Raw genomic sequence first — 23,174 nt, forward strand, 5'->3', positions numbered from 1 at the left:
AGGCCGGGCCCCCTTCCAGAAAGGAGACCCGGCCTCCGCGCCGTCACGACGCAAACCTGCGGAACCGGCGAACCGCTACCGACCCACGCACCTAGAGTTGCCCCATGACGGACAGTACGCACCACAGCAACGCACAGACCGCAGACGGACGGCTGCGGGAACTTGCCGCGGCCCACGGCGTCGGAACCTCCTACTGGGGCTGGGACGGCGTCGAGCGCACCGTTTCGGACACCACCCTGCGGAGCGTCCTCGCGGCTCTGGGCGTCCCGGCCGGGGAAGCGGCCGGGACGGAACGGTCCTTGAACGACGCCAGGCTGGCACCATGGCGGCGCCTGCTGCCGCCGGTCGTCGTCGCCCGTGAAGGGCAGGAGCTCCGCCTCAATGTCCATCTGCCGCATGGAAGCGCCGTCCGCGTCTGGATCGACGCCGAAGACGGCGGCAGCTACGAGGTAGCGCAGCGGGACAACTGGGACGCGCCGGTGGACGTCGACGGCGTCCTCACCGGCCGGGCGACCTTCGCCGTCCCGGACCGGGTGCCGCTCGGCTGGCACACTCTGTTGGCTGAGCACGACGGCACGGTCGCCCGGTGCCCGCTCGTCGTCACCCCGCGGAGCCTCGGCACCACCGCGCGGCTGGCGGGCCGGCGGAACTGGGGACTGACCGCGCAGCTCTATTCCGTCCGGTCCTCCCGGTCCTGGGGGATCGGTGACTTCGCGGACCTCACGGACCTGGCCACGATTTCGGGGCAGGAGGGCGCCGGTTTCCTGCTGGTCAATCCATTGCACGCCGCCGAGCCCCGGCCGCCTGTCGAAGACTCACCGTACCTGCCCACCACAAGGCGCTTCTTCAACCCCCTTTACCTCCGGGTGGAAGTTATCACCGAGTACGGCTACCTAGGCGCGTCCGGCCGGGCCGAGGTGGAAAGGCTGGCGCATCAACAGCACGGCGCCAACCACTCCTCCGGGCTGCTGGACCGGAACCCCGCGTACGGCGCCAAACTGGCCGCCCTGGAGCTGGTGTTCGGGGTCCCGCGCGATCCCGCCCGCGCACGCGCGTTTGCCGATTTCTGTACCGAACAGGGGCCAGGTCTGGACGACTTCGCCCTCTGGTGCGCCCTGGCCGAGACGCTGGCCCCGGGGGCCCCGCAGTGGGCCGCGGAGGCATCCGGACCGGACACCGCGTACTGCCGGGAGCAACGGGTCCTGCTCGCGGGCCGGATCGAGTTCCACCGCTGGCTGCAGTGGTGCTGCGACGTCCAACTCGAAGCAGCGCAGCGCGCAGCGAAGCAGTGCGGCATGGAGATCGGCGTCATCCACGACCTTGCGGTAGGGGTGAAACCTGGCGGCGCGGACGCCTGGTCGTTCGCCGGGGTGCTGGCCCGCGACGTCACGGTCGGCGCGCCCCCGGACATGTTCAACCAGCAGGGCCAGAACTGGACCCAGCCGCCGTGGCACCCGGACCGGCTGGCGGAGTCGGGATATGCCGCCTACCGGGACATGCTCAGGACCGTGCTGCGCCATGCCGGCGGGATCCGCGTGGACCACATCCTGGGACTGTTCCGGCTGTGGTGGATTCCGGCAGGTGCGGGGCCGGGGGAGGGCACCTACGTCCACTACGACCATGAGGCGCTCATCGGCATCCTGGCCCTGGAGGCGCAACGCGCCGGGGCGATCGTCATTGGTGAAGACCTGGGCGTCTATGAGCCCTGGGTCCGTGACTATCTGGCCGAGCGGGGGATCTTCGGCACCTCGATCCTCTGGTTCGAGCACGACGCCGACGGCCCACTTCCGCCGGAAAGGTACCGTCAGCAGTGCCTGACCAGCGTCAACACCCACGATTTGCCGCCGACGGCGGGGTACCTGGCCGGTGAACACATCAGCCTCCGCGAGCGGCTGGGTCTGCTGCAGCGCCGGGTGGAAGAGGAACGCGCCGAGTCCGCCGCCGAGCAGGAGAAGGTCTTGGACCTCGTGCGCGAACGCGGGCTGCTTCCGGCCGCGGGTGCCGCGGGCACGGATGTCCGGCGGATCATCGAAGCTCTCTACGCGTTTACCGCGCTGACGCCGTCCTCGTTGCTGGGGGTGGCGCTGGTTGATGCGGTCGGTGAGACCCGGACCCAGAACCAGCCCGGGACCAGTACCGAATACCCGAACTGGCGCATACCCCTGTCCGGGCCGCACGGGACCGTCCTCCTCGACAGCCTGCCCAAGGATCCCGGCTTCCGGTCGCTGCTGGAAGCCATACGTAACGCGATTCGTCCGCGGGAGTAGGTGCTGCCGGGAAAGTCCCCGGTTACGTTCCGGCTGCAGTTCCGTCCCCGTCACGAGTGATCTGCAGAAATCCCCCAAAGTATCGTCCAGGTATTTTTTCACCACCGGGCAAGTAGCGCCTACTCGTTCCATCCCGGATTGATCGGGCTATTCTGGCGCCAAATGCCAGCAAACGATCCGTTGCGCAGGCATGTCCGATGCCGTGGGGAGAAACCAATGAACAGAGTTATGCGGACAGCCGGGGCCGGACTGGCCTTGGCGATGGGGATCGCCGGGAGCGCCGTAGGCAATGCCGTCGCTGCCACCACCTACAGTTTCGCCGTCATTGGTGACACTCCTTACGGCAGCACTCAACTGAGCCTCTTCCCGAAACGGATAGCACAGATTAATGCGGATTCCGATGTGCGCATGGTCGGACACCTCGGCGACATCGGAGCGGGAGTCTGCTCCGACTCCTACTACCAGAAGATCAAGGCGAACTTCAACAAATTTACCGACCCGCTGGTGTACACCCCGGGCGACAACGAGTGGGCGGACTGCCACCGGGCCAGCATCGGCAAGGCCAATACGCTGGAGCGGCTTTCGGCCATCCGGTCCGTCTTTTTCCCGACGGCCGGCCGGACCCTGGGCCAGAACCCGATCTCCGTAACCGCCCAGTCCGGCTACAAGGAGAATGTGTCCTTCGCCGCGGGCGGGCTGACCATTTCGACCCTCCACATCGTGGGATCGGAGAATGACCTCCGGCCATGGAGCGGACTAGGCTTCACCAAGGCCACCGTGGAACAAGTAGCCGAGGAAAAGGCCCGGGTAAACGCTGCCGTCGCCCAGGTCAAGAGCGCGTTTGCAACCGCGAAGGCCAACAACAGCAGGGCTGTGGTCCTGATGACCCAGGCGGACATGTTTGCTCCCGGAACCCAGAACACAGGGTACCGGAACGCTTTCCAGACCATCGTCCGGGCTATCGCCAGTGAGAGCAAGGCGTTCAGCAAGCGGGTTTTCCTGTTCAACGGCGATTCCCACAGCTACGCCAAGGACAAGCCGCTGACGAACTCGAAGTGGCTGTCCTTCTACGGAATTTCCGGCGCCGCGTCCAACCTCACCAGGGTCACGGTCGAGGGTGAGGCCAGCGTCAATGAATATGTCCGGGTCAACGTCGTTTCGACGTCGGAGGTCCTGCAGGTCCAGCGGGTCCTCTACAAGTAGCGCGACGCCGTCGCGGTCCCGGAAGCGCCGGCCACGCACAACACGAAAAAGGCCCAGGAAACCGTGGTTTCCTGGGCCTTCTTTTAGCGTGCGCGGAGGGGGACTTGAACCCCCACCCCCTTTCGAGGACTAGCACCTCAAGCTAGCGCGTCTGCCATTCCGCCACCCGCGCAGGTGGTAATTCGGTGAACTTTTCGCCTTTCAGCGTTTCGGTTTCCTCCGAAGCAGCGAGAAAAACTCTAGCATGACTATTCGCCAAACAAATAATCGGAGCTTGTGGGTAGGCTGAAGCCAGCAATTGTGCCGCTGCCACGAGGAGTTATCCATGACTGAAGTACGCCCCGAGGATGAAGTCGTCCGGATCTGCCAGGAACTGATCCGGATCGATACTTCCAACTACGGCGACGGCACCGGGCCGGGCGAGCGCGCGGCCGCCGAGTACACCGCGGGGCTGATGGCCGAGGTCGGCCTGGACGCCGAAATCTTCGAGTCGGCTCCGGGCCGGGCCAACGTTGTTACCAGGCTTGCAGGAGAGGACCCGTCCGCCAGCGCCCTCGTGGTCCACGGACACCTGGATGTGGTCCCGGCACTCCGCGATCAATGGTCCGTTGACCCGTTCGGCGCCGAACTCCGGGACGGCATGATCTGGGGCCGCGGGGCCGTGGACATGAAGGATATGGACGCGATGATCCTCTCCGTGCTGCGGAATTTCGCCCGGACCGGCCGCAAACCCAAGCGGGACCTGATCTTCGCGTTCTTCGCCGATGAGGAAGCCGGCGGCGCCTACGGTGCCCGCTACGCCGTCGAGAAGCGGCCCGAGCTCTTCGATGGCGCCACCGAAGCGATCTCAGAGGTGGGCGGCTTCTCGGCCACCATCGGCGGCCAGCGGACCTACCTGCTGCAGACGGCGGAGAAGGGGCTTTCCTGGCTCCGCCTCGTCGCCCACGGCCGTGCCGGTCACGGCTCCCAGATCAACACGGACAACGCCGTCACGCGGCTCGCGAGCGCCGTCTCCCGAATCGGGGAGTACCGGTGGCCCATCGAACTGACCCCCACCACCCGCCAGTTCCTCGACGGCGTGACGGAACTCACGGGCGTCGAGTTCGATCCGGACGATCCGGACAAGATCCTCAAGGAGCTCGGCACAGTGGCCCGCTTCGTCGGCGCCACCCTGCAAAACACCACTAACCCCACCCTCCTCAAAGGCGGTTACAAACACAACGTCATCCCGGAATCGGCCGAGGCCCTCATCGACTGTCGGACGCTGCCCGGCCAGGAACAGCGCGTCCTGGAAGTCGTCCGGGATCTGGCCGGCAAGGGTGTGGACGTCAGCTACGTCCACAATGACGTCTCGCTCGAGGTCCCCTTCGCCGGTAACCTCGTCGATTCGATGATCGATGCCCTGCACGCCGAGGATCCCGGCGCCAAGGTCCTGCCGTACACTCTCTCCGGTGGCACCGACAACAAATCGCTGAGCCGGCTGGGCATCACCGGCTATGGCTTCGCCCCGCTGCAGCTGCCGGACGAACTGGACTTCACCGGCATGTTCCACGGCGTGGACGAACGCGTCCCCACCGAATCGCTGAAGTTCGGTGCGCGGGTGCTGGATACCCTGCTGACCAACTATTGAGACGACGCTGCCTGATGACCCCTGAAGACGTCCTTCCCGATGCCTTGCTGGACCGGATCCGCGGCCGCGCCGCCGGCTACGACCGCGAGAACGCGTTCTGCCACGAGGACCTGGTGGAGCTGACGGCGGCCGGCTACCTGAGGATTTTCGTCCCGGAGTCCGACGGCGGTCTGGGACTTGGGCTCGCGGCGGCAGCCCGGCTTCAGCGCAGGCTTGCGACGGCGGCCCCGGCTACCGCACTGGCGATCAACATGCATCTGGTGTGGACCGGCGTCGCGCATGTCCTGGCTGCCCGGGGCGATTCCTCGCTGGACTTCGTCCTCGCAGAAGCCGCGCAGGGGGAAATCTTCGCGTTCGGCAACTCCGAGGCGGGAAACGACTCGGTACTCTTCGACTCCCGGACCACCGCCGAGCCGCAGCCGGACGGCGGATATTCCTTCACCGGCCGGAAAATCTTCACGAGTCTCTCGCCGGTGTGGACCCGGCTGGGAATCTTCGGCAAGGACGCCACGGCCAGGGACGGTGAAGGTGAACTGGTGCACGGCTTCATCACCCGGGGCGCCCCCGGCTACGAGATCCTGGCGGACTGGGACACCTTGGGCATGCGGGCCAGCCAGTCGAACACCACGGTGCTGGCCGGCGCCGTCGTTCCGGCGGACCGGATCTTCCGGAAACTGCCGGTCGGCCCGAACGCGGATCCACTGATCTTCGCCATCTTCGTGTGCTTCGAGACGCTGCTGGCGGCCGTGTACACGGGCATTGGCGAACGCGCCCTGGACCTCGGGGTGGAGGCGGTCACGCGCCGGACGTCGTTCAAGAACGGCGGGCGCAGCTACGCCCAGGACCCCGATATCCGCTGGAAGGTGGCGGACGCCGCGATGGCCATGGATGCGCTGTACCCCCAGCTGTCGAGCGTGGCGTCCGACGTCGACGGGCTGGCCGATCACGGCAGCCAGTGGTTCCCGAAGCTGGCAGGCCTCAAGGTCAGCGCGACCGAGACCGCCCGCACGGTGGTGGACCTGGCGATCCGGGTGTCCGGGGGGTCAAGCTACTCCCGCGGGTCCGAGCTGGAACGGCTGTACCGGGATGTGCTGGCGGGAATGTTCCACCCCTCCAACGACGAATCAGCGCACAATACGGTGGCAACCGCCTGGCTGGGACCGCTGGAGACACCCTAACGGGCCTGAAGCGGCGCGGGCTCCGGCCGCACGGCGCGGGCGCCGGCCGCACGGTCCGCCGGCGCCTCCACCTACACGGTCCGCTGGCGCCTCCACCTACACGGTCCGCTGGACCTGCGTGACTTTGCGGCGGAGCCAGAAGCGGCGGCCGCCGCCCAGATAAAGGATGCTGCGCTCCAGCTCCCACTTGCCGTACTCGGAATGTTCCACCAGCCGGCGGCGGGCGTCGGGCAGGGAATCATCAGGGCTTACCGTCAATACGAGGTACTCGTATTGCCTCAGGTAGTCCCGCTCCCGCTGGACTGAACTACTCAGAAAATGTTCCTTCATCGCTCTCCATTTTCATCCTTTTCCGGCTAACGTGAAGTCATGAGCATCGATCCGCGTGTCGCGCTTCAGTCCCTGACGGCTGCCCTGGAAGAACACCTCTCAACCGTCGCCGCACGCAGGGGCGACGGGGACCCGGCGGTAGAAGCCGCGTATTTCACCGTGGCTGATGCCTTCGAAGTCTACGACGACTCGCTCTACGAAGCGTATGGGGAAGTGACACCCCTGCAGGTCATCGAGGACGACAGCGACGACGACGAAGATGAAGACGTCGACGACGAAGAACTTGAGATACTCCTGGACTGATCCCCAAGCTCCCCGGAAACCCACGAACCCTGTGCGCCTGAAGGACCCTGTGAATCCGACCCACGCGGGAGTTCCGGCTCAGGTTGGCCGGGACACGTCCTCCAGCGCCTGGGCAATCTCCGGCGGCAGCGCCGCCAGCGTCGAATCCAGGACTTCTTTCAGCTGCACGGGAGTCCGTGCGCCCACAATCGCGGTGGCAACGCCGTGCCGGGACAGCAGCCAGCTGAGCGAAACGTCCAGGGCGGTCCGTCCGAGCCCTTTCGCCGCCATCGCCACGGCTTCGACAACACTCGATGCGGCACCCTCAAGGTACGGCTCCACGTAGCTGGCCAGCCGCGAATGAGCGGCCCGGGAATCCGCCGGGATGTGCCCGCGGTACTTTCCGCTCAGCACCCCGCGGCCCACCGGCGCCCACGCCATCAGGCCCAGTCCGGCGTCCTCGATCGCCGGAATCAGCTCGGCTTCGGCCGTTCGGTTCACTAAGGAGTACTCGGACTGGTTCGCGATCAGAGGGAAGCCCGCGGTCGCGGCGGCCTTGGCGGTCTGCCAGCCGTTGAAGTTGGAGACGCCCGCGTACCGTGCCCGGCCGGAGCGGACCGCGTACTCAAGCGCAGACAGGGTTTCCTCCAACGGCACGTTGGGGTCCCAGGCGTGGGCGAGCCAGAGGTCCACGTAGTCGGTGCCGAGCCTGGCCAGGCTCGCATCGAGGCCGGAGAGCATCCCGTTCCGAGAGGTGTCCACACTGCGGCGGCCCTCCGACGTCGTCAGCCCGGCTTTAGTGGAAATCACCACTTCGGAACGGGCGACGACGTCGCCGAGCATTCCGCCCAGCATCGCCTCGGCCTGGCCGTCGGCGTAGGACGCCGCGGTATCGATCAGGGTCCCGCCGCCATCCACGAAGACGCGGAGCAGCCCGGAGGCGTCCTGCTCATCTGTTTCCCGGGCCCAGGACATGGTGCCGAGGGAAAGGGCGGACACACGCAACCCACTGTTGCCGAGATAACGCTGCTGCATGTCAGCCAGCTTACGGGGATTCTGTTGGCTTCATGACGTAGGGTCTATGAACGTGAACTGGTTTGAAGCGGCCCTGCTGGGCCTTGTGCAGGGACTGACCGAATTCCTCCCTATTTCCTCAAGCGCCCATCTGCGGATCGTCGGCTCCTTCCTGCCGAACGCAGCCGACCCCGGAGCGGCCTTCACGGCTATCACGCAGCTGGGCACGGAAACCGCGGTGATCGTGTACTTCCGGCACGACATCGTGCGGATCGTCAGGGCGTGGGCCGGTTCGCTCGCCGGAAAGGTCTCCCGGCAGGATCCGGACGCCCGGATGGGCTGGCTCGTGATCCTCGGCAGCCTCCCGATCATTGTCCTCGGCCTCCTCTTCCAGGACCAGATCGAGTCCGTGCTCCGCAACCTCTGGATCGTCGCCACCACCCTGATCGTCTTCGGCATGATCCTGGCAGTCGCCGACGCCGTCGGGCGCCAGGAACGCGACCTCACCCAGCTCACGTACAAACACGGCATCTACTACGGGCTGGCCCAGGCCATGGCCCTCATCCCCGGGGTATCCCGCTCCGGCGGCACGATCACAGCCGGGCTGCTCATGGGCTACACCAGGGAAGCGGCCGCACGCTACTCCTTCCTGCTGGCCATCCCCGCAGTCTTCGGCAGCGGGCTGTACCAGCTCTACAAGGTGGTCTCCAAGGACGGCATCACGGGCCCCTACGGCCTGCCGGAGACGGCCCTCGCCACCGCCATCGCCTTCGTGGTGGGCTACATCATCATCGGCTGGTTCCTGAAGTACGTCTCCACCCGCGGCTACAGCCTGTTCGTCTGGTACCGGATCTTCCTGGGCCTCGCCCTGTACCTGCTGCTCGGTTTCAATGTCATCAGCGCTTAGCGGGCATTTTCGCTAGTCCGTCGGGAATCCGGGTCCCTTGGCGGTATGGCCGGGCCCAGGGACATGCCCCGCGCCGGGGCCAGCGAATGGACATAGTGTCATTATGCACAGTCCCGGGTGCGAAGAATGGGCATGTCCCCCTGGACTGGACCCCGGCCCGAAGGGACATGCCCCGCTCCGGAGCCGGCGGGTGGACATAGTGTCATTATGCCCGGTCCCGGGTGCGAAGAATGGGCATGTCCCGCCGGCGCGAATATGGTCCGGACCCCGCCGAAACCCCCGCCGAATTAGCGAAAATGACCACTGGCACTAGGCTGGGGCTGTGAAATCCTGGATCTCCCGCCCCGTTCCCCAGCTCCCCGGCAGCATGCCTGCCCTGCGCCTCTTCGACACCGTCAAGGGCGCCGTCGTGACGTTGGAAGCCACGGGCCAACAGTCCATGTATGTCTGCGGAATCACCCCCTATGACGCAACCCACATGGGACATGCGGCCAGCTACGTCGCCTTCGACCTCCTCAACCGCGCCTGGCGGGACGGCAGGCAGCAGGTCGCCTACGTGCAGAACGTGACCGACGTCGACGATCCCCTGCTGGAGCGGGCGACGGCTACCGGCGTGGACTGGCGCGAACTGGCCGCCAGCCAGATCACGCTCTTCCGGACCGATATGGAAGCCCTCAATGTGCTGGCCCCTGACCACTATGTGGGCGCCGTCGAAGCCGTCCCGATGATCGTGCCCGCGATCGAGCAGCTGCTGCTCAGGGGCCTTGCCTACCGCGTGGCCGGCAGCGACGGGGAGCCCGACGGCGATGTGTACTACGACGTCGAGGCCGCCGGCAAGCACTCCGCCGCGGCGCCCGACGCCTGGACCCTGGGTGCCGTCTCCGGCCTGTCCGACGCCGAAATGCTTGAGCTCTTTGCCGAGCGCGGCGGCGATCCGGGCCGTGCGGGCAAACGCCAGGCGCTGGATCCGCTGCTGTGGCGCGTTGCCCGGCAAGGTGAGCCCAGCTGGCCCGGCGGCGGGCTGGGGGAAGGCAGGCCCGGCTGGCACATCGAATGTACCGTCATCGCCCAGAAGTACCTGCCGGCGCCGTTCACCGTGCAGGGCGGCGGCTCGGACCTGATCTTCCCGCATCATGAGATGGGCGCCGGCCACGCCTATTCGCTGGCCGGTGTGCCGCTGGCCCGTCATTTCGCCCACGCTGGCATGGTGGGGCTGGACGGCGAGAAGATGAGCAAGTCCAAGGGCAACCTGGTCCTCGTGTCCAGGCTCCGGGCCGCCGGCGAGGACCCGGCGGCGATCCGGCTGGCCATCCTGGCCCACCACTACCGCACCGACTGGTCCTGGACCGACGCCGGCTTCGCCGAAGCCAAGGACCGGCTGCGTTCCTGGCGTGCGGCCCTCGCGGTCACGCCGGCCGGCTCGGCCGCTCCGCTGGTAGCCCGGCTGCGTGCCGAACTCTGCAATGACCTGGACGCCCCCGGCGCCCTCGCCTCCGTGGACGGCTGGGCCCGGGCCGCGCTCGACGCCGGCGGCCCCGCCAGTGCCGCTGATGCGGCGCTGGTGAGCGACGCCGTCGACGCGATCCTCGGCGTCGAGCTTTAGGGCTTGTCCTTACCCCTGCGCTTGAGATAACGCTCAAACTCCCGCGCGATCGACTCGCCGCTGGCCTCGGGAAGGTCCGCGGTGTCCTTCGCTTCCTCCAGCTGTCGCACGTACGCCGCGATTTCCGGGTCGTCGGTGGCGAGCTCGTCGACGCCGCGCCCCCACGCATCGGACTCCTCGACCAGGTCCTGGGTATTCAGCGGAACCTGCAGCAGCTCTTCGATCCGGTGCAGCAGCGCCAGCTGGGCCTTGGGGGAGGGAGCCTGCGCCACGTAGTGCGGCACGGCGGCCCAGAGCGACACCGTCGGCAGCCCGGCCAGCATGGCAACTTCCGCGAGGACGCCGACTATTCCCACCGGGCCCTCGTACTGCGAGACCTCCAGCTCCATCCGCTCCCGCAGGGCAGGGTCGTCCGTGGACGCACTCACCGGAATCGGCCTGCTGTGCGGAACATCAGCGAGCAGGGCACCGACCAGGATCACATAGTCAACGTTCAGCGCCTCCGCATGGACCAGGAGTTCGGCGGTGTAGGCACGCCATTTGTAGGACGGCTCCGTGCCCTGGACGAAAATGACGTCCACATTCGAACCGGGCACGCTGGCCATAAAAATGCGGGTGGACGGCCACTTGATCTTCCGTTCACCGGCGGAGTTGCGGCGGATCGTGGGCCGGGTGAACTGGAAATCGTAGTACTCGTCGGCGTCGACCGAACCGACCTTCTTGGCGCCCCAGAGCTTGTTCAGGTAGCGCAAGGAATCGCTCGCGGCCTCCCCGGCATCGTTCCAGCCCTCGAAGGCGGCGAGCATCACGGTGATGCGCTGGCCCGCGGGCACGGGCCGCAGCAGCCGTTCCGGCTCGGGCGCAGCGCCCGTTTCCGTGGGGTCTCCCTCGAAGCTATTCATCTCCTCACCCTACGTCCAAGCACCCGGCCCGGGCATGGAATGAAGCGCCGGAACGGACCATGCGGGCGCGATATTCGCCGTCGGCGTACTCCCGGGCGCCGTAACCGGGCTCCCCGTAGACTGGGAGGCATGCAATCCACAGCCTCCCGACCACTGCTCAAGGCCGCGTTATGGGACATGGATGGCACCATCGTCGACACCGAACCGTACTGGATCGACGCCGAACACGCCCTGGTGGCCGCCCACGGCGGAGAATGGTCGCACGAAAAGGCCATGCAGCTCGTGGGCCAGTCCCTCGTCTTCTCCGCCGGGATCCTGCAGGAGGCCGGCGTCGGGCTGGAGCGCCGGGAAATCATCGATATCCTCACATCCCACGTCATCAGCCTGGTCCGGACCTCCGTGCCGTGGCGGCCCGGCGCGCGCGAACTGTTGGATGAGCTGCACACCGCGGGCATCCGCTGCGCCCTCGTGACCATGTCCGAGGCCCCGCTGGCCCGCGAGATCGTGGCCAGCCTGCCGAAGCCCTACTTCGACTTCCTCGTGACCGGTGACACCGTCACGCACGGCAAGCCGCACCCCGAGGCCTACCTGACGGCCGTGGAACTGCTCCGGCAACAGGATCCGGAGCTGGGCGTCCGGCACTGCGTGGCACTGGAGGACTCCATCCCGGGGGTGGCCGCCGCGATGGCCTCCGGCGTGGTGACAATCGCCATCCCGCACCTTATGCCGCTGCCGCACGATCCGCGCCGGACCACCTGGGAGACCCTGGCCGGACGCACCGTGGCCGATCTTGAGGAGCTGGTGGCCCTGCGGCATGAGCTCCGGGATGCGGCCTCCGGCCCGGAAACCAGTCCGGCTACCGGCCCGGTAGCCGGTCCGGAAACCGCCGCCGTGAGGAGTCTGGCCCTTGGCTGACACCGATACCCAGGGCAGCACGGCCCAGACCCGCAAAGAAGGCATCTCGCTCGGACGCATCATGGGCATTCCGGTGGTCCTCGCATACTCGTGGTTCATCATCGCGGCGTTCACCGTCGTCGTCTACGGACCCGTGCTCGAATCCAGGAATCCCGAGCTGGGCTTCACCGCCTATGTCGTGGCATTCACGTACGCGGTCCTGCTGCTGATCTCGGTGCTGGTGCACGAGCTCGCCCACGCCCTGACGGCCAAGATCTTCCACTGGCCCACGCAAAAGATCGTGCTTAACCTGTGGGGCGGCCACACCCAGTTCGAGAGTTTCACCTCGTCCCCGGGCCGTTCCGTCCTGGTCGCCCTGGCCGGTCCTGCCGCCAACTTCGTCCTGGCAGCGGCCGGCTGGCTCCTGCTCACCGGGGCCGATCTGACCGGAGTCGCCGGGATCCTTGCCAACATCTTCGTCTGGGCCAACCTGCTGATCGGCATCTTCAACGTGCTGCCCGGCCTGCCGCTCGACGGCGGCCGGCTGGTGGAATCCGCGGTGTGGAAAGCCACCGGCAGCCAGGAGAAGGGCACCATCGCGGCCGGCTGGAGCGGCCGGATCATCGTGATCGCGCTCGTTGGCTGGTTCGTTGCCCTGCCCCTGCTCGGCGGCGGCCGCCCGGACTTCTCCCTGATAATCATCACCCTCCTGGTCTGCGGTTTCCTCTGGATGGGGGCGACGGCATCGATCCAGCAGGCGCGGGTCCGGGGCCGCCTGCACCTGGTCAACGCCGGCACCCTCGCCGAACCCGCCGTCGGCCTGCCGGAATCCGCCACGGTGGCCGAGGTGCTGCGCCTTCCACGGGACGCCGCCACCGGCGCGGGCCCCGCCGTAGTGCTGTGCCGCACGGACGGGCATCCGGTCGCCGTGGTCGACGCCGGCGCCGTCGCCTCCGTGCCGGGGCACGCGGCCGGGACCACGCCGGTCACCGCCGTCTCGTACGCCCTCGGCGCCGGCGCTTATGTACCCGAATGGTCCACAGGGCAGGAACTGATCCAGTACCTGTCCCGGCTGGAAGGCGAGGAATACGCCGTCGTCGACCGTGACGGAGCCGTCACCGGGCTGCTCCGGCAATCAGCCGTGTTAAAGGCCCTGACCGGCAAGAATCCCGGCGGCGGCAGGCGGATGCCGGGCCGAAGCCGGTAGAGTTACCTGCCGGCCGTACATCGCCGGTCCGGGGTGCTGCCCCGGGCATAAGCAGCCGGACCGCCGGCAACTCCGCGGCCACACAGCTTTACAGGAGCGAGGAATATTTTTATGAGCAGCGACACCGCCGCCAACACCAGCCCGGCCGATGTTACGGAGGGCAGCGGCACTTCTGCCAGCCCCGCCGGTGCCACCACCGCGGGTGCCACCCCGACGCCGGTCGGCGCCGCCCGCCGCCGCGGACCGTTCCGTGAAGGGGAGCGCGTGCAACTGACCGATGAGCGCGGCCGCATGAACACCATCAGCCTCGAAACCGGCGGGGCGTTCCACACGCACCGCGGCTTCCTGAACCATGACGAGATCATTGGCAAGCCGGACGGCTCCGTGGTGGTCAACAACGTCGGCCAGCAGTACCAGACGCTCCGGCCCTTATTGTCGGACTTCGTGCTCTCGATGCCCCGCGGCGCGGCGGTGGTCTATCCCAAGGATGCCGGCCAGATCGTCACCATGGCTGACATTTTCCCGGGCGCACGCGTCGTCGAGGCAGGCGTCGGGTCGGGTGCATTGTCCATCTCGCTGTTGCGCGCGGTGGGGGACAACGGTTACCTGCATTCCTTTGAACGACGGGAAGAATTTGCGGATATTGCCCGCGGCAACGTCGAGACCATCTTCGGCGGACCGCACCCGGCCTGGCAGATTTCGCTCGGCGATTTCCAGGCGGAAGTAGTCCGCACCGAGGCACCCGGCTCCGTGGACCGCGTCGTCCTGGACATGCTGGCACCCTGGGAGTGCCTCGACGCCGTCGCCACCGTCCTGGCCCCGGGCGGCGTCTGGATCAGCTACGTCGCCACGGTGACGCAGCTGTCCCGGACCGCCGAGGCCATCCGCGCCGACGGGCGCTTCACCGAACCCGACGCCTGGGAATCCATGGTCCGCGGCTGGCACCTGGAAGGCCTGGCGGTGCGCCCGGACCACCGGATGGTGGCCCACACCGGCTTCCTGCTGGTCACCCGGCGGCTGGCCGACGGCGTCACCGGCATCTCCGTGAAGCGCCGCCCGTCCAAGACGGATTTCAACGCAGAGGATGTCAATGCCTGGACGCCGGGCGCCGTGGGGGAGCGCGCCGTCTCGGACAAGAAGCTGCGCCGCGCGGCCCGGGACGCCATCGCGGGGACCAATGTTAAGGACGATCCGGATATTAAGAACTAGTCCGCATTTCGGAAGTCTCCAGCGGCACCCCGCTTCTTGGGGCTAGTGTCTTAACAGAAGCGCAGGAAGGGGCTGATGCACGATGGACACTCCGAAGACTGACCCGGGCCGTACCCCGGCAGACGACGCAGCAGCACGTGCGGCACTGGCCGCGGAACCGGCCGTGGAACCAGGGGCGGAACCGGCCGTGGAACCAGGGGCGGAACTGGCCGCGGAAACGGGGGCGGCCGCCGACGGTGTCCGTCACGCCGCCAACGAACTGTCCGTCGCCGAACGGCAGGTCAACATTCTCCGGGACAAGCTCCGGCACATTGACCGTCAGCTCGCCGCAGCGACGCAGGGCAATTCCAGGCTGGTGTCCATGCTGGAGGCGGCCAAGGCCGAAATCCTCCGGCTCAAGAACGCCCTCGATCAGGAGGGCCAGCCGCCGTACAGCTTCGGCACCGTGCTGCAGTTGAATCCGAAACGCCAGCCCGCCCCGGGCAACAGCGGGCAGGCCGCCACCGAGGAATCCGTGGACATCTTCAACGCCGGCCGCAAGATGCGGGTGGGGATCAGCCCGCTGGTGAATCTGAGCCAGCTCGCGGTCGGTCAGGAGGTGCTCCTCAACGAGGGGCTGCTGGTGGTCGCCGGTCTGGGCTACGAGCGGGCCGGTGACCTCGTTACGCTCAAGGAAATGCTGGGGCCGGACCGTGCCCTCGTGGTGGGCCGCGCCGACGAGGAACGCGTCATCCGGCTCTCCGGGGCTCTGCTCGCGCAGAAGCTCCGGGTCGGTGACGCCCTCTCGATCGACTCCCGCACCGGCTACGCGCTGGAGAAGATTCCGCGCTCCGAAGTGGAAAACCTCGTTCTCGAAGAAGTGCCGGACATCACCTACCAGGACATCGGCGGGCTCGGCCCGCAGATCGAGCAGATCCGCGACGCCGTCGAACTGCCCTTCCTGCACCCGGACCTGTACCGCGAGCACGGGCTCAAGGCGCCCAAGGGCATCCTGCTCTACGGCCCGCCCGGCTGCGGCAAGACGCTCATCGCCAAGGCCGTCGCGAATTCCCTTGCGGCCCGCGCCGCCGAGCGCACCGGCAAGTCGGACATGAAGAGCTACTTCCTGAACATCAAGGGCCCGGAGCTCCTCGACAAGTACGTCGGCGAGACCGAGCGGCACATCCGGCTGATTTTCGCCCGCGCCCGGGAAAAGGCCTCCGAGGGCAGCCCCGTGGTGGTGTTCTTCGACGAGATGGACTCGCTGTTCCGCACCCGCGGCACCGGCATCTCCTCCGACGTCGAAACCACCATCGTGCCGCAGCTGCTCAGCGAGATCGACGGCGTGGAACGGCTCGACAACGTGATCGTGATCGGCGCCTCCAACCGCGAAGACATGATCGACCCGGCTATCCTGCGGCCGGGCCGCCTTGACGTCAAGGTCAAGATCCAGCGCCCCGACGCGGAGGCCGCTGCGGACATCTTCAACAAATACATCACCACTGACCTGCCGTTCCATGAGTCGGACCTCGCGGAGCACGGCGGCGACGTCCAGGCCACCGTGGACGCCATGGTCCAGCGCACGGTCGAGGCGATGTACTCGACCGCCAAGTCCAACGAATACCTCGAGGTGACGTATGCCAACGGCGACACCGAGATGCTCTACTTCAAGGACTTCAACTCCGGCGCCGTCGTGCAGAATGTGGTGGACCGGGCCAAGAAGTATGCCATCAAGGACCTGCTGACCGTCGGCCAGAAGGGTATCCGGATCGACCATCTGCTGCGTGCCGTCATCGACGAGTTCCGTGAGCACGAGGACATGCCGAACACCACCAATCCGGATGACTGGGCACGCATCTCGGGCAAGAAGGGCGAGCGCATCACGTACATCCGCACCATTGTCCAGGGCAAGGCGGGCCAGGAGCCCGGCAAGTCGATTGAGACGATGCCCAGCACGGGCCAGTACCTGTGACAGGGCCCGCTGCACGGCCTGAGTCCGGCCGGCCGGCCGGTGTTTCCGGCGGCCTGCCCGTGGGGGGTGCCATGCGGGTGATGGGTTCCGAAACTGAATACGGCATCCACGCGCCGTCGGCACCGGGGGCCAACGCCACCATGATGTCCGCGCGGGTGATCCAGGCCTATGCCCAGGTGACACGGCAGCGCGCCGCGGGTGGTGCCGAAACGCGCTGGGACTATACCGATGAGGAGCCGCTGCACGACGCCCGCGGCTGGACCTTGGAGCGCGGCGCGGCGGATCCCGAACAGCTGACCGACCAGCCACCGGTTCTCGACGCGGAGGCGGTAGCCCTCGCCTACGGGCGCGAAGAGCTGGAGCACGACGGCGAGGACGAGTCCGGCACCCTGCTGATGAACATGGTGCTGGGCAACGGGGCGCGGCTCTACGTCGACCATGCCCACCCGGAGTACTCCAGCCCGGAAATCACGAACCCCCGCGACGTGGTCACCTGGGACGCTGCCGGTGACCTCGTGGCCCTTGCCGCAGTACGACGGATTGCCGCCGATCCGGACCTGCCGCCGATCAATCTGTACAAGAACAACACGGACAACAAATCGGTCTCCTACGGTTCCCATGAAAACTACCTCATGCCCCGCGCCGTACCGTTCGGCGATATTGTCCGCGGCCTGACCCCGTTCTTCGTCACGCGCCAGATCATCTGCGGCTCTGGGCGGGTGGGCATGGGCCAGGACGCCTCCCGTCCGGGTTACCAGATCAGCCAGCGCGCGGATTTCTTCGAGACGGAGGTGGGCCTGGAGACCACCATCCGCCGTCCCATCATCAACACCCGCGACGAGCCCCATGCCACCGCGGACAAGTACCGCCGCCTCCATGTCATCATCGGCGACGCGAATCTCAGCCAGGCCTCGAACTACCTCAAGTTCGGCACCACGGCGATGGTGCTGAGCCTGGTCGAGGCCGGACTGGCGCCCAGGCTCGAGGTCCACGAACCGGTAGCGGCGCTGCAGGCGGTCAGCCATGACACCTCGCTCACCGCCACCCTGCGGTTGCTGGACGGACGCCGGATCACCGCCCTGGACCTGCAGTGGATCTACTTCGAGGCCGCTGCGAAGCACGCCCAGGACACCGGCGTCGCCGACGCAGTGGACGGCGACGGGCACACCCACGCTGTGCTGGCGCACTGGTCCGCGACGCTGACAGAACTGGGCGGCGACCGTGCCGGGGCCGTCTCCTCGGTGGAGTGGCTGGCCAAGCTGTCCCTGCTTGAGGGGTACAGGGAACGCGACGGACTGGGCTGGGGCCACGCGCGGCTGGGCCTCGTTGACCTGCAATGGGCGGACATCCGGCCGGAAAAGGGCCTCTACCACCGGCTGCTGGCCCGGGAGCGGATGCAGCGGATCGTCGACGACGCGGTCATCGCCCGGGCGGTGACCGAACCGCCGTCGGACACCAGGGCCTACTTCCGCGGCCGCTGCGTCAGCCGCTTCGGCACCGATGTGGTCGGTGCGAGCTGGGACTCCGTGATTTTCGATGTGCCGGGGCGCGGCAAGCTGCAGCGGGTCCCCACCCGGGAGCCGCTGCGCGGAACCGAGGCCCTCACCGGCGCCCTGTTTTCCCGGCACCGTGAGGCTGGAACGTTCCTCTCGGAACTCCTGGAGCCCGGCCCCGGTTCCTAAGGACAAAGCACCCCGGCAGCGCCGCCGGCGTGGCAATATTGCTTACAGGATGTCCCTTCGCAGACAGGGGACGGACAGAAGGAGACAACAATGGCAGGCCAGGAGCAGCAGCAGCCGCAGTCACGCGACACCGAGGTTGACGAGGACGTCCCCGCCGCCCCGCCCGCACCCGCGGGGGGACAGGCGTCGGCCGCCACCCAGGGCGTCGATGACCTGCTCGATGAGATTGACGGCGTCCTCGAATCCAATGCCGAAGAGTTCGTCCGGGCGTTCGTCCAGAAGGGCGGAGAGTAGGCCCGCCGCCGGCCGTACGCGTCCCGGGCCCGGGACCGGGGCTGAGGTTCCGGAAGTCGTTGATCCACTTTAGTTGAGGGAGTGCACCAGTGCAGGAAACCACGGCCAACCAGGTAGCGGCGAACGCCACGTCCTCCTTCACCGCGCACCTGCAGCGGGAACGCCCGGACCTCCTGCCGTTCGGCCAACAGCCGCCCGGCCACCTGTCCGTCGGCCAGATGCCGGCCGGCGCGTTCACCGGGCCTGCCGGCGCGCCCCTGCAGGTGCCCCACGGGACCACGATCGTGACGCTGACCTACGCCGGGGGAGTGCTGATGGCGGGGGACCGCCGCGCCACCATGGGCAACGTCATTGCCAGCCGCCACATCGAAAAGGTGTTCCCCGCCGACCAGTATTCCTTGCTCGGCATCGCCGGAACAGCCGGCATCGCCCTCGACATCACCAGGCTGTTCCAGGTTGAACTCGAGCACTACGAAAAAATCGAGGGCACCCTGCTGAGCCTGGACGGCAAGGCCAACCGGCTCGGTGCCATGATCCGCGGCAACCTGCCGATGGCCATGCAGGGCCTTGCCGTCGTTCCGCTGTTCGCCGGCTTCGACCGCCCCGCAGGGCTTGGCCGGCTGTTCTCCTACGACGTCACCGGCGGCCGCTACGAGGAACAGGAGCACCACACGGTGGGATCCGGCTCCGTGTTCGCCCGCGGGGCGCTCAAGAAACTCTGGCGGCCCAACCTTTCCGAACAGGACGCCGTCGCCGTCGCCGTCGAAGCGCTCTATGACGCCGCCGACGACGATTCCGCCACCGGCGGCCCTGATCCCGTCCGGCAGCTCTGGCCGGTGGTCTACCGCGTAAACCGGACCGGCGCCTTCCGGGTCCCGGAACGCGAGCTCGCGGCGGTGGCCGGCAGCATCATAGAATCCAGGGCCGTGGCCCGGCGGGAGGCCTGAGATGACCCAGCAGTTTTATGTTTCACCCGAACAGCTGATGAAGGACCGTGCGGACTTCGCACGGAAAGGCATTGCGCGGGGGCGCTCGGTGGTGGTCATCAGCTGCCGGGAGGGGATCGCCCTCGTGGCGGAAAACGCGTCGCCGTCGCTGCACAAGATCGGCGAGATTTACGACAAGATCGCCTTCGCGGCCGTCGGCAAGTACAACGAGTTCGAGAGCCTGCGCCAGGCGGGCGTGCGCTACGCGGATGTGCGCGGCTACTCCTACGACCGCGAGGACGTCACGGCCCGGGGACTTGCCAGCGTCTATGCGCAAAGCCTGGGCGCCGTGTTCACCGCGGAGCAGAAACCCTTCGAAGTGGAACTGGCCGTGGCGGAGGTCGGCCCGGCCCCCGACGCGGACCACCTCTACCGGCTGACCTTCGACGGATCCATCGCCGACGAGCAAGGCTTCATCGTGATGGGCGGCCAGGCGGACAAGGTGTCCGAAGTCGTCGCTGCGGGCTGGCAGGTCGAACTCGACTTCGCCGGCGCCGTCCGGCTCGCCCTGGCCGGGCTAGTGGCGGACAAGGAAACCGCTACACTGCCGCCGTCGGCCGTGGAAATCGCGGTGCTGGACCGCGGTTCGGAAAGCAGCCGCGGCGCACGACGGGCCTTCCGCCGGCTCGAGGACCCGGACATCGTGGCATTGCTGGCTGAGGAGAACTGAAATGGACAAGCGCATTTTCGGCATCGAAACCGAGTTCGGGATTTCCTATTCGAGTCCGGAGTCCCGGCCGCTGGCCCCCGAAGAGGTGGCCCGCTACCTCTTCCGCAAGGTGGTCAGCTGGGGCCGGTCCTCCAATGTGTTCCTGACGAACGGCTCACGCCTCTACCTCGACGTCGGCTCACACCCGGAGTACGCCACGGCCGAATGCGACGACCTCAGCCAGCTGATCGCGCACGACAAGGCCGGGGAGCTGATCCTGGACGATCTCGTGGACGAGGCGCAGGAACGGCTCGCAGCGGAGGGCTTCAACGGTACGGTGTACCTCTTCAAAAACAACACCGACTCCGCCGGCAACTCCTACGGCAGCCACGAGAACTATTTGATCCCGCGGCGCGGAGAATTTTCCCGGCTCGCCGAAATCCTGATCCCGTTCCTCGTGACACGCCAGCTCATCGCCGGCGCAGGCAAGATCCTGAAGACCCCGCACGGCGCCACCTTCGCGTTCTCCCAGCGGGCGGACCATATCTGGGAGGGCGTCTCCTCCGCCACGACACGGTCGCGGCCCATCATCAACACCCGCGATGAGCCGCACGCGGACGCCGAGTTCTACCGGAGGCTGCACGTGATTGTCGGCGACTCCAACATGTCCGAAACCACGGCCCTGCTCAAGGTGGGAACCGTGGACCTGATCCTGCGCATGATCGAAGCCGGCGTGATCATGCGCGACATGCGGATGGAAAACCCCATCCGCAGCATCCGCGAAATTTCCCACGACCTCACCGGCCGCGCCCTGGTCCGGCTCGCCAACGGCCGGCAGCTCACCGCACTGGAGATCCAGCGCGAGTATCTGGCCAAGGTCACGGCGTTCGTGGCCGAGAACGGCGCCCACAACGCCCACGTTCCAGTGATCCTGGACCTGTGGGAGCGCACCCTGGACGCGATCGAAAGCGGGGATACCAGCACGATCGACACCGAAGTGGACTGGGCGATTAAGAAGAAGCTGATGGACAGCTACCGCGAACGCCACGGGCTGGGTCTCGATGCCCCGCGGATCGCGCAGCTGGACCTGACGTACCACGATATTTCGCGGACCCGCGGACTGTACTACCTGCTGCAGAACCGCGGTGCGGTCCGCCGGCTGGTGGATGACACGGCGATCAAGGACGCCGTGGACGCCCCGCCGCAGACCACCCGGGCAAAACTCCGCGGAGACTTCGTCCGGCGGGCCCAGGAACTGGGCCGCGATTACACCGTGGACTGGGTGCACCTGAAGCTTAACGACCGCGCCCACCAGACCCTGCTGTGCAAGGACCCGTTCCGCAGCGTTGACGAGCGGGTGGATGCTCTGCTGGACTCTATGGGCTGATACCCAGCTTTCCGCGTTAGTCTGGTAGAGGCCGCCGTGCGGCCGACGTTTTCTTTGCCGCGGGAAACCGTGCGCATTGCGTCCACCCTGCCTCGACGAAAGTTTTACGTGCGCCGACTATTAGCAATTCTTCTTCCCGGGCTGCTGCTGCTGACCGCTTGCGGCGGTGGCGAGCCCGCCGCCCCCGAGCCCAGCAGCCAGTCTGCGGGCGAGACCGCCAAACTGGACTCCCTCGAACTCACCGAGAACGGCGACAAGACAGCGCCCGGCGTGAAGTTCACCCAGCCCCTTGAGGTCAAGGAACCCACCGTCAAGTTGGTCAAGGAGGGCGACGGTGATCGGGTCAAGGCTGGCCAGACTGCGTCGATCTCGATCGTTGCCTTCAATGGCAAGGACGGTTCCACCCTGGAGGATAGTTTCAAGGACGCTCCGCAGTCCCTGCCTTTGGACGACGAGCTAAAGACCAGCGATACCATGATTTACAACGCCTTTGTAGGCGCCAAGATCGGCTCTCACATTGCCCTGGCCATCCCCGGCCAGGCCGCAGCCGAGGGCGCCGAGGCGCAGCCGTCCCAGCTCGTCGTTGTAAAGGTACTGGCCGCTAAGGATGCGCCGAAGCCCATGAGCCAGGAAGAAACTGAAAAACTGGACAAGGAAGGGAAACTCCCCAAGGTCACTGTTGACGACAAGGGCGTCCCCTCTGTTGAGATCCCGAAGATCGATCCTCCGGCTGGCTTGTCCGTAAAGGTCCTATCTGAGGGCACCGGCGAAAAGATAGCCCCGACCGACAGCATTGAAGCCAATTACACCGGATGGCGTTGGGAGGATGGAAGCAAGTTTGACTCCAGCTACGATCGTGGCGAAGCCGTCACTTTCCCCCTCACCGGCGTCATCAAAGGTTGGGCCCTGGGCTTGGCCGATCAGAAGGTCGGCTCCAAAATCCTCTTGACCATCCCTGAAGACCTTGCCTATGGCACAAACGCCGCAGCCCAGGGCAAGCCCGCAGGAGCCCTGGTGTTCGTCATCGAGATCAAGGCCAAGAAGTAGAGATCCACCGCCAACAGGCGCCTGCTCACCCGCAACACTGCACCCCCAGCCACGCAAAGAGGAGTACCCATGTCATTTGGACAGCGCGATCTTGACCGCCAGAAGCCGGAAATTGACTTCCCGCAGGGCGACGTTCCCACCGAACTCGTCATCACCGAACTGATCAAGGGCGACGGCGCCGAGGCCAAAGCCGGCGACACCGTCTCCACCCACTACGTCGGAGTGGCCTGGTCCACCGGCGAAGAATTCGACGCCTCCTGGGGCCGCGGCGCACCGCTGGACTTCAAGGTGGGCGTCGGCCAGGTCATCCAAGGCTGGGACCAGGGCCTGCTGGGCATGAAGGTCGGCGGCCGACGCCGGCTGGAAATCCCCTCCGAGCTCGCCTACGGCTCCCGCGGGGCCGGCGGAGCGATCGGCCCGAACGAGGCCCTGATCTTCGTCGTCGACCTCGTCGGCGTCCGCTAGTCCCCACCCGCCCACCCACCCGCCCAGCAGCGGGACAGAACGACCAGGCGCGGTAACAATCGGAGAAGTTCTTCCGGCTGTTACCGC

Annotated in this window: 22 protein-coding genes and 1 tRNA gene; 18 read left to right on the forward strand and 5 right to left on the reverse strand. The window is 66.9% G+C overall.

The genetic code is table 11. The features are described from left to right. Positions 1-104: 104 nt before the first annotated feature. Together malQ and RCH07_RS11730 are read left to right on the forward strand one after the other, a co-directional pair. Complete coding sequence (gene malQ / locus RCH07_RS11725; protein ID WP_326967647.1) at positions 105-2,267, forward strand: 4-alpha-glucanotransferase; 2,163 nt, start codon at positions 105-107, stop codon at positions 2,265-2,267. Between the two features lie 216 nt (positions 2,268-2,483). Then, on the forward strand, positions 2,484-3,470 hold the full coding sequence (locus RCH07_RS11730; protein WP_326967648.1) for a hypothetical protein: 987 nt from the start codon (positions 2,484-2,486) through the stop codon (positions 3,468-3,470). An 89-nt stretch (positions 3,471-3,559) separates the two neighbouring features. Here the strand turns inward: RCH07_RS11730 and RCH07_RS11735 are convergent. Both RCH07_RS11735 and RCH07_RS11740 read right to left on the reverse strand, forming a co-directional pair. Continuing rightward, a tRNA-Leu gene (locus RCH07_RS11735) sits at positions 3,560-3,642 on the reverse strand. After that, entirely contained in the window at positions 3,613-3,783 is a 171-nt protein-coding gene (locus RCH07_RS11740; RefSeq protein ID WP_326967649.1) for a hypothetical protein, read from the reverse strand. The genes RCH07_RS11735 and RCH07_RS11740 overlap by 30 nt, the downstream gene beginning before the upstream one ends. A 12-nt stretch (positions 3,784-3,795) precedes the next feature. On the opposite strand from RCH07_RS11740, the gene RCH07_RS11745 reads away from it, so the two are divergent. Further along, positions 3,796-5,100 (forward strand): M20/M25/M40 family metallo-hydrolase, encoded by a 1,305-nt coding sequence (locus RCH07_RS11745; RefSeq protein WP_326967650.1) that lies wholly within the window; start codon positions 3,796-3,798, stop codon positions 5,098-5,100. 14 nt (positions 5,101-5,114) lie between these two features. Beyond that, positions 5,115-6,278, forward strand: a complete 1,164-nt coding sequence (locus tag RCH07_RS11750) for an acyl-CoA dehydrogenase family protein (RefSeq protein WP_326967651.1) — start codon at positions 5,115-5,117, stop codon at positions 6,276-6,278. A 96-nt stretch (positions 6,279-6,374) separates the two neighbouring features. Here RCH07_RS11750 and RCH07_RS11755 read toward each other — a convergent pair whose 3' ends face one another. Next, complete coding sequence (locus RCH07_RS11755) at positions 6,375-6,608, reverse strand: DUF5703 family protein (protein ID WP_326967652.1); 234 nt, start codon at positions 6,606-6,608, stop codon at positions 6,375-6,377. 39 nt (positions 6,609-6,647) lie between these two features. On the opposite strand from RCH07_RS11755, the gene RCH07_RS11760 reads away from it, so the two are divergent. Continuing rightward, on the forward strand, positions 6,648-6,911 hold the full coding sequence (locus tag RCH07_RS11760; protein WP_326967653.1) for a hypothetical protein: 264 nt from the start codon (positions 6,648-6,650) through the stop codon (positions 6,909-6,911). A gap of 78 nt (positions 6,912-6,989) precedes the next feature. On the opposite strand, the gene RCH07_RS11765 is transcribed toward RCH07_RS11760, so the two are convergent. Then, on the reverse strand, positions 6,990-7,925 hold the full coding sequence (locus RCH07_RS11765) for an aldo/keto reductase (protein ID WP_326967654.1): 936 nt from the start codon (positions 7,923-7,925) through the stop codon (positions 6,990-6,992). A gap of 52 nt (positions 7,926-7,977) precedes the next feature. Between RCH07_RS11765 and RCH07_RS11770 the strand changes: the two genes are divergently transcribed. Then, positions 7,978-8,811 carry an undecaprenyl-diphosphate phosphatase gene (locus RCH07_RS11770; protein WP_326967655.1) on the forward strand — a complete coding sequence of 278 codons (834 nt, stop codon included), beginning with the start codon at positions 7,978-7,980 and terminating at the stop codon, positions 8,809-8,811. A 322-nt stretch (positions 8,812-9,133) separates the two neighbouring features. Then, positions 9,134-10,414 carry a cysteine--1-D-myo-inosityl 2-amino-2-deoxy-alpha-D-glucopyranoside ligase gene (gene mshC, locus RCH07_RS11775; protein WP_326967656.1) on the forward strand — a complete coding sequence of 427 codons (1,281 nt, stop codon included), beginning with the start codon at positions 9,134-9,136 and terminating at the stop codon, positions 10,412-10,414. Here mshC and RCH07_RS11780 read toward each other — a convergent pair. Then, the gene (locus tag RCH07_RS11780) at positions 10,411-11,316 is read right to left on the reverse strand and encodes a PAC2 family protein (RefSeq protein ID WP_326967657.1); all 906 of its coding nucleotides are present in this window, start codon (positions 11,314-11,316) and stop codon (positions 10,411-10,413) included. The genes mshC and RCH07_RS11780 overlap by 4 nt on opposite strands. Before the next feature lie 129 nt (positions 11,317-11,445). Between RCH07_RS11780 and RCH07_RS11785 the strand changes: the two genes are divergently transcribed. The 11 genes from RCH07_RS11785 (at position 11,446) to RCH07_RS11835 (ending at position 23,087) form a co-directional block, all read left to right on the forward strand. Then, a complete protein-coding gene (locus tag RCH07_RS11785; protein WP_326967658.1) occupies positions 11,446-12,231 on the forward strand; it encodes an HAD family hydrolase in 786 nt (261 codons plus the stop codon). Then, positions 12,224-13,417 carry a site-2 protease family protein gene (locus tag RCH07_RS11790; protein WP_442784823.1) on the forward strand — a complete coding sequence of 398 codons (1,194 nt, stop codon included), beginning with the start codon at positions 12,224-12,226 and terminating at the stop codon, positions 13,415-13,417. The genes RCH07_RS11785 and RCH07_RS11790 overlap by 8 nt, the downstream gene beginning before the upstream one ends. Positions 13,418-13,528: 111 nt before the next feature. Further along, the gene (locus RCH07_RS11795; RefSeq protein ID WP_326967659.1) at positions 13,529-14,626 is read left to right on the forward strand and encodes a tRNA (adenine-N1)-methyltransferase; all 1,098 of its coding nucleotides are present in this window, start codon (positions 13,529-13,531) and stop codon (positions 14,624-14,626) included. A gap of 82 nt (positions 14,627-14,708) precedes the next feature. Then, a complete protein-coding gene (gene arc, locus RCH07_RS11800) occupies positions 14,709-16,577 on the forward strand; it encodes a proteasome ATPase (protein ID WP_326967660.1) in 1,869 nt (622 codons plus the stop codon). A 71-nt stretch (positions 16,578-16,648) separates the two neighbouring features. Continuing rightward, positions 16,649-18,259: a depupylase/deamidase Dop gene (gene dop, locus RCH07_RS11805; protein ID WP_326967661.1), complete on the forward strand. Its 1,611-nt coding sequence runs from the start codon at positions 16,649-16,651 to the stop codon at positions 18,257-18,259. Between the two features lie 90 nt (positions 18,260-18,349). Continuing rightward, the gene (locus tag RCH07_RS11810) at positions 18,350-18,553 is read left to right on the forward strand and encodes a ubiquitin-like protein Pup (protein WP_326967662.1); all 204 of its coding nucleotides are present in this window, start codon (positions 18,350-18,352) and stop codon (positions 18,551-18,553) included. Positions 18,554-18,642: 89 nt separating this feature from the next. Next, entirely contained in the window at positions 18,643-19,500 is an 858-nt protein-coding gene (prcB, locus tag RCH07_RS11815; protein ID WP_326967663.1) for a proteasome subunit beta, read from the forward strand. A gap of 1 nt (position 19,501) precedes the next feature. After that, entirely contained in the window at positions 19,502-20,209 is a 708-nt protein-coding gene (gene prcA, locus RCH07_RS11820; protein ID WP_326967664.1) for a proteasome subunit alpha, read from the forward strand. Between the two features lies 1 nt (position 20,210). Next, positions 20,211-21,575: a Pup--protein ligase gene (gene pafA, locus RCH07_RS11825; RefSeq protein ID WP_326967665.1), complete on the forward strand. Its 1,365-nt coding sequence runs from the start codon at positions 20,211-20,213 to the stop codon at positions 21,573-21,575. Between the two features lie 108 nt (positions 21,576-21,683). Then, positions 21,684-22,622: an FKBP-type peptidyl-prolyl cis-trans isomerase gene (locus RCH07_RS11830; protein ID WP_326967700.1), complete on the forward strand. Its 939-nt coding sequence runs from the start codon at positions 21,684-21,686 to the stop codon at positions 22,620-22,622. Positions 22,623-22,691: 69 nt separating this feature from the next. After that, positions 22,692-23,087: an FKBP-type peptidyl-prolyl cis-trans isomerase gene (locus tag RCH07_RS11835; RefSeq protein ID WP_326967666.1), complete on the forward strand. Its 396-nt coding sequence runs from the start codon at positions 22,692-22,694 to the stop codon at positions 23,085-23,087. Positions 23,088-23,174 lie beyond the last annotated feature (87 nt).

This window comes from Arthrobacter sp. CG_A4 (assembly GCF_035985125.1).
Lineage (GTDB): Bacteria > Actinomycetota > Actinomycetes > Actinomycetales > Micrococcaceae > Arthrobacter.

What these genes read in the sequence shown, in the direction of transcription:
- malQ (WP_326967647.1), top strand. Translation starts at nt 105, where the DNA reads ATGACGGACAGTACGCACCACAGCAACGCACAGACCGCAGACGGACGG.
- RCH07_RS11730 (WP_326967648.1), top strand. Translation starts at nt 2,484, where the DNA reads ATGAACAGAGTTATGCGGACAGCCGGGGCCGGACTGGCCTTGGCGATG.
- RCH07_RS11745 (WP_326967650.1), top strand. Translation starts at nt 3,796, where the DNA reads ATGACTGAAGTACGCCCCGAGGATGAAGTCGTCCGGATCTGCCAGGAA.
- RCH07_RS11750 (WP_326967651.1), top strand. Translation starts at nt 5,115, where the DNA reads ATGACCCCTGAAGACGTCCTTCCCGATGCCTTGCTGGACCGGATCCGC.
- RCH07_RS11755 (WP_326967652.1), bottom strand. Translation starts at nt 6,608, where the DNA reads ATGAAGGAACATTTTCTGAGTAGTTCAGTCCAGCGGGAGCGGGACTAC.
- RCH07_RS11760 (WP_326967653.1), top strand. Translation starts at nt 6,648, where the DNA reads ATGAGCATCGATCCGCGTGTCGCGCTTCAGTCCCTGACGGCTGCCCTG.
- RCH07_RS11765 (WP_326967654.1), bottom strand. Translation starts at nt 7,925, where the DNA reads ATGCAGCAGCGTTATCTCGGCAACAGTGGGTTGCGTGTGTCCGCCCTT.
- RCH07_RS11780 (WP_326967657.1), bottom strand. Translation starts at nt 11,316, where the DNA reads ATGAATAGCTTCGAGGGAGACCCCACGGAAACGGGCGCTGCGCCCGAG.
- RCH07_RS11785 (WP_326967658.1), top strand. Translation starts at nt 11,446, where the DNA reads ATGCAATCCACAGCCTCCCGACCACTGCTCAAGGCCGCGTTATGGGAC.
- RCH07_RS11795 (WP_326967659.1), top strand. Translation starts at nt 13,529, where the DNA reads ATGAGCAGCGACACCGCCGCCAACACCAGCCCGGCCGATGTTACGGAG.
- arc (WP_326967660.1), top strand. Translation starts at nt 14,709, where the DNA reads ATGGACACTCCGAAGACTGACCCGGGCCGTACCCCGGCAGACGACGCA.
- dop (WP_326967661.1), top strand. Translation starts at nt 16,649, where the DNA reads ATGCGGGTGATGGGTTCCGAAACTGAATACGGCATCCACGCGCCGTCG.
- RCH07_RS11810 (WP_326967662.1), top strand. Translation starts at nt 18,350, where the DNA reads ATGGCAGGCCAGGAGCAGCAGCAGCCGCAGTCACGCGACACCGAGGTT.
- prcA (WP_326967664.1), top strand. Translation starts at nt 19,502, where the DNA reads ATGACCCAGCAGTTTTATGTTTCACCCGAACAGCTGATGAAGGACCGT.
- pafA (WP_326967665.1), top strand. Translation starts at nt 20,211, where the DNA reads ATGGACAAGCGCATTTTCGGCATCGAAACCGAGTTCGGGATTTCCTAT.
- RCH07_RS11835 (WP_326967666.1), top strand. Translation starts at nt 22,692, where the DNA reads ATGTCATTTGGACAGCGCGATCTTGACCGCCAGAAGCCGGAAATTGAC.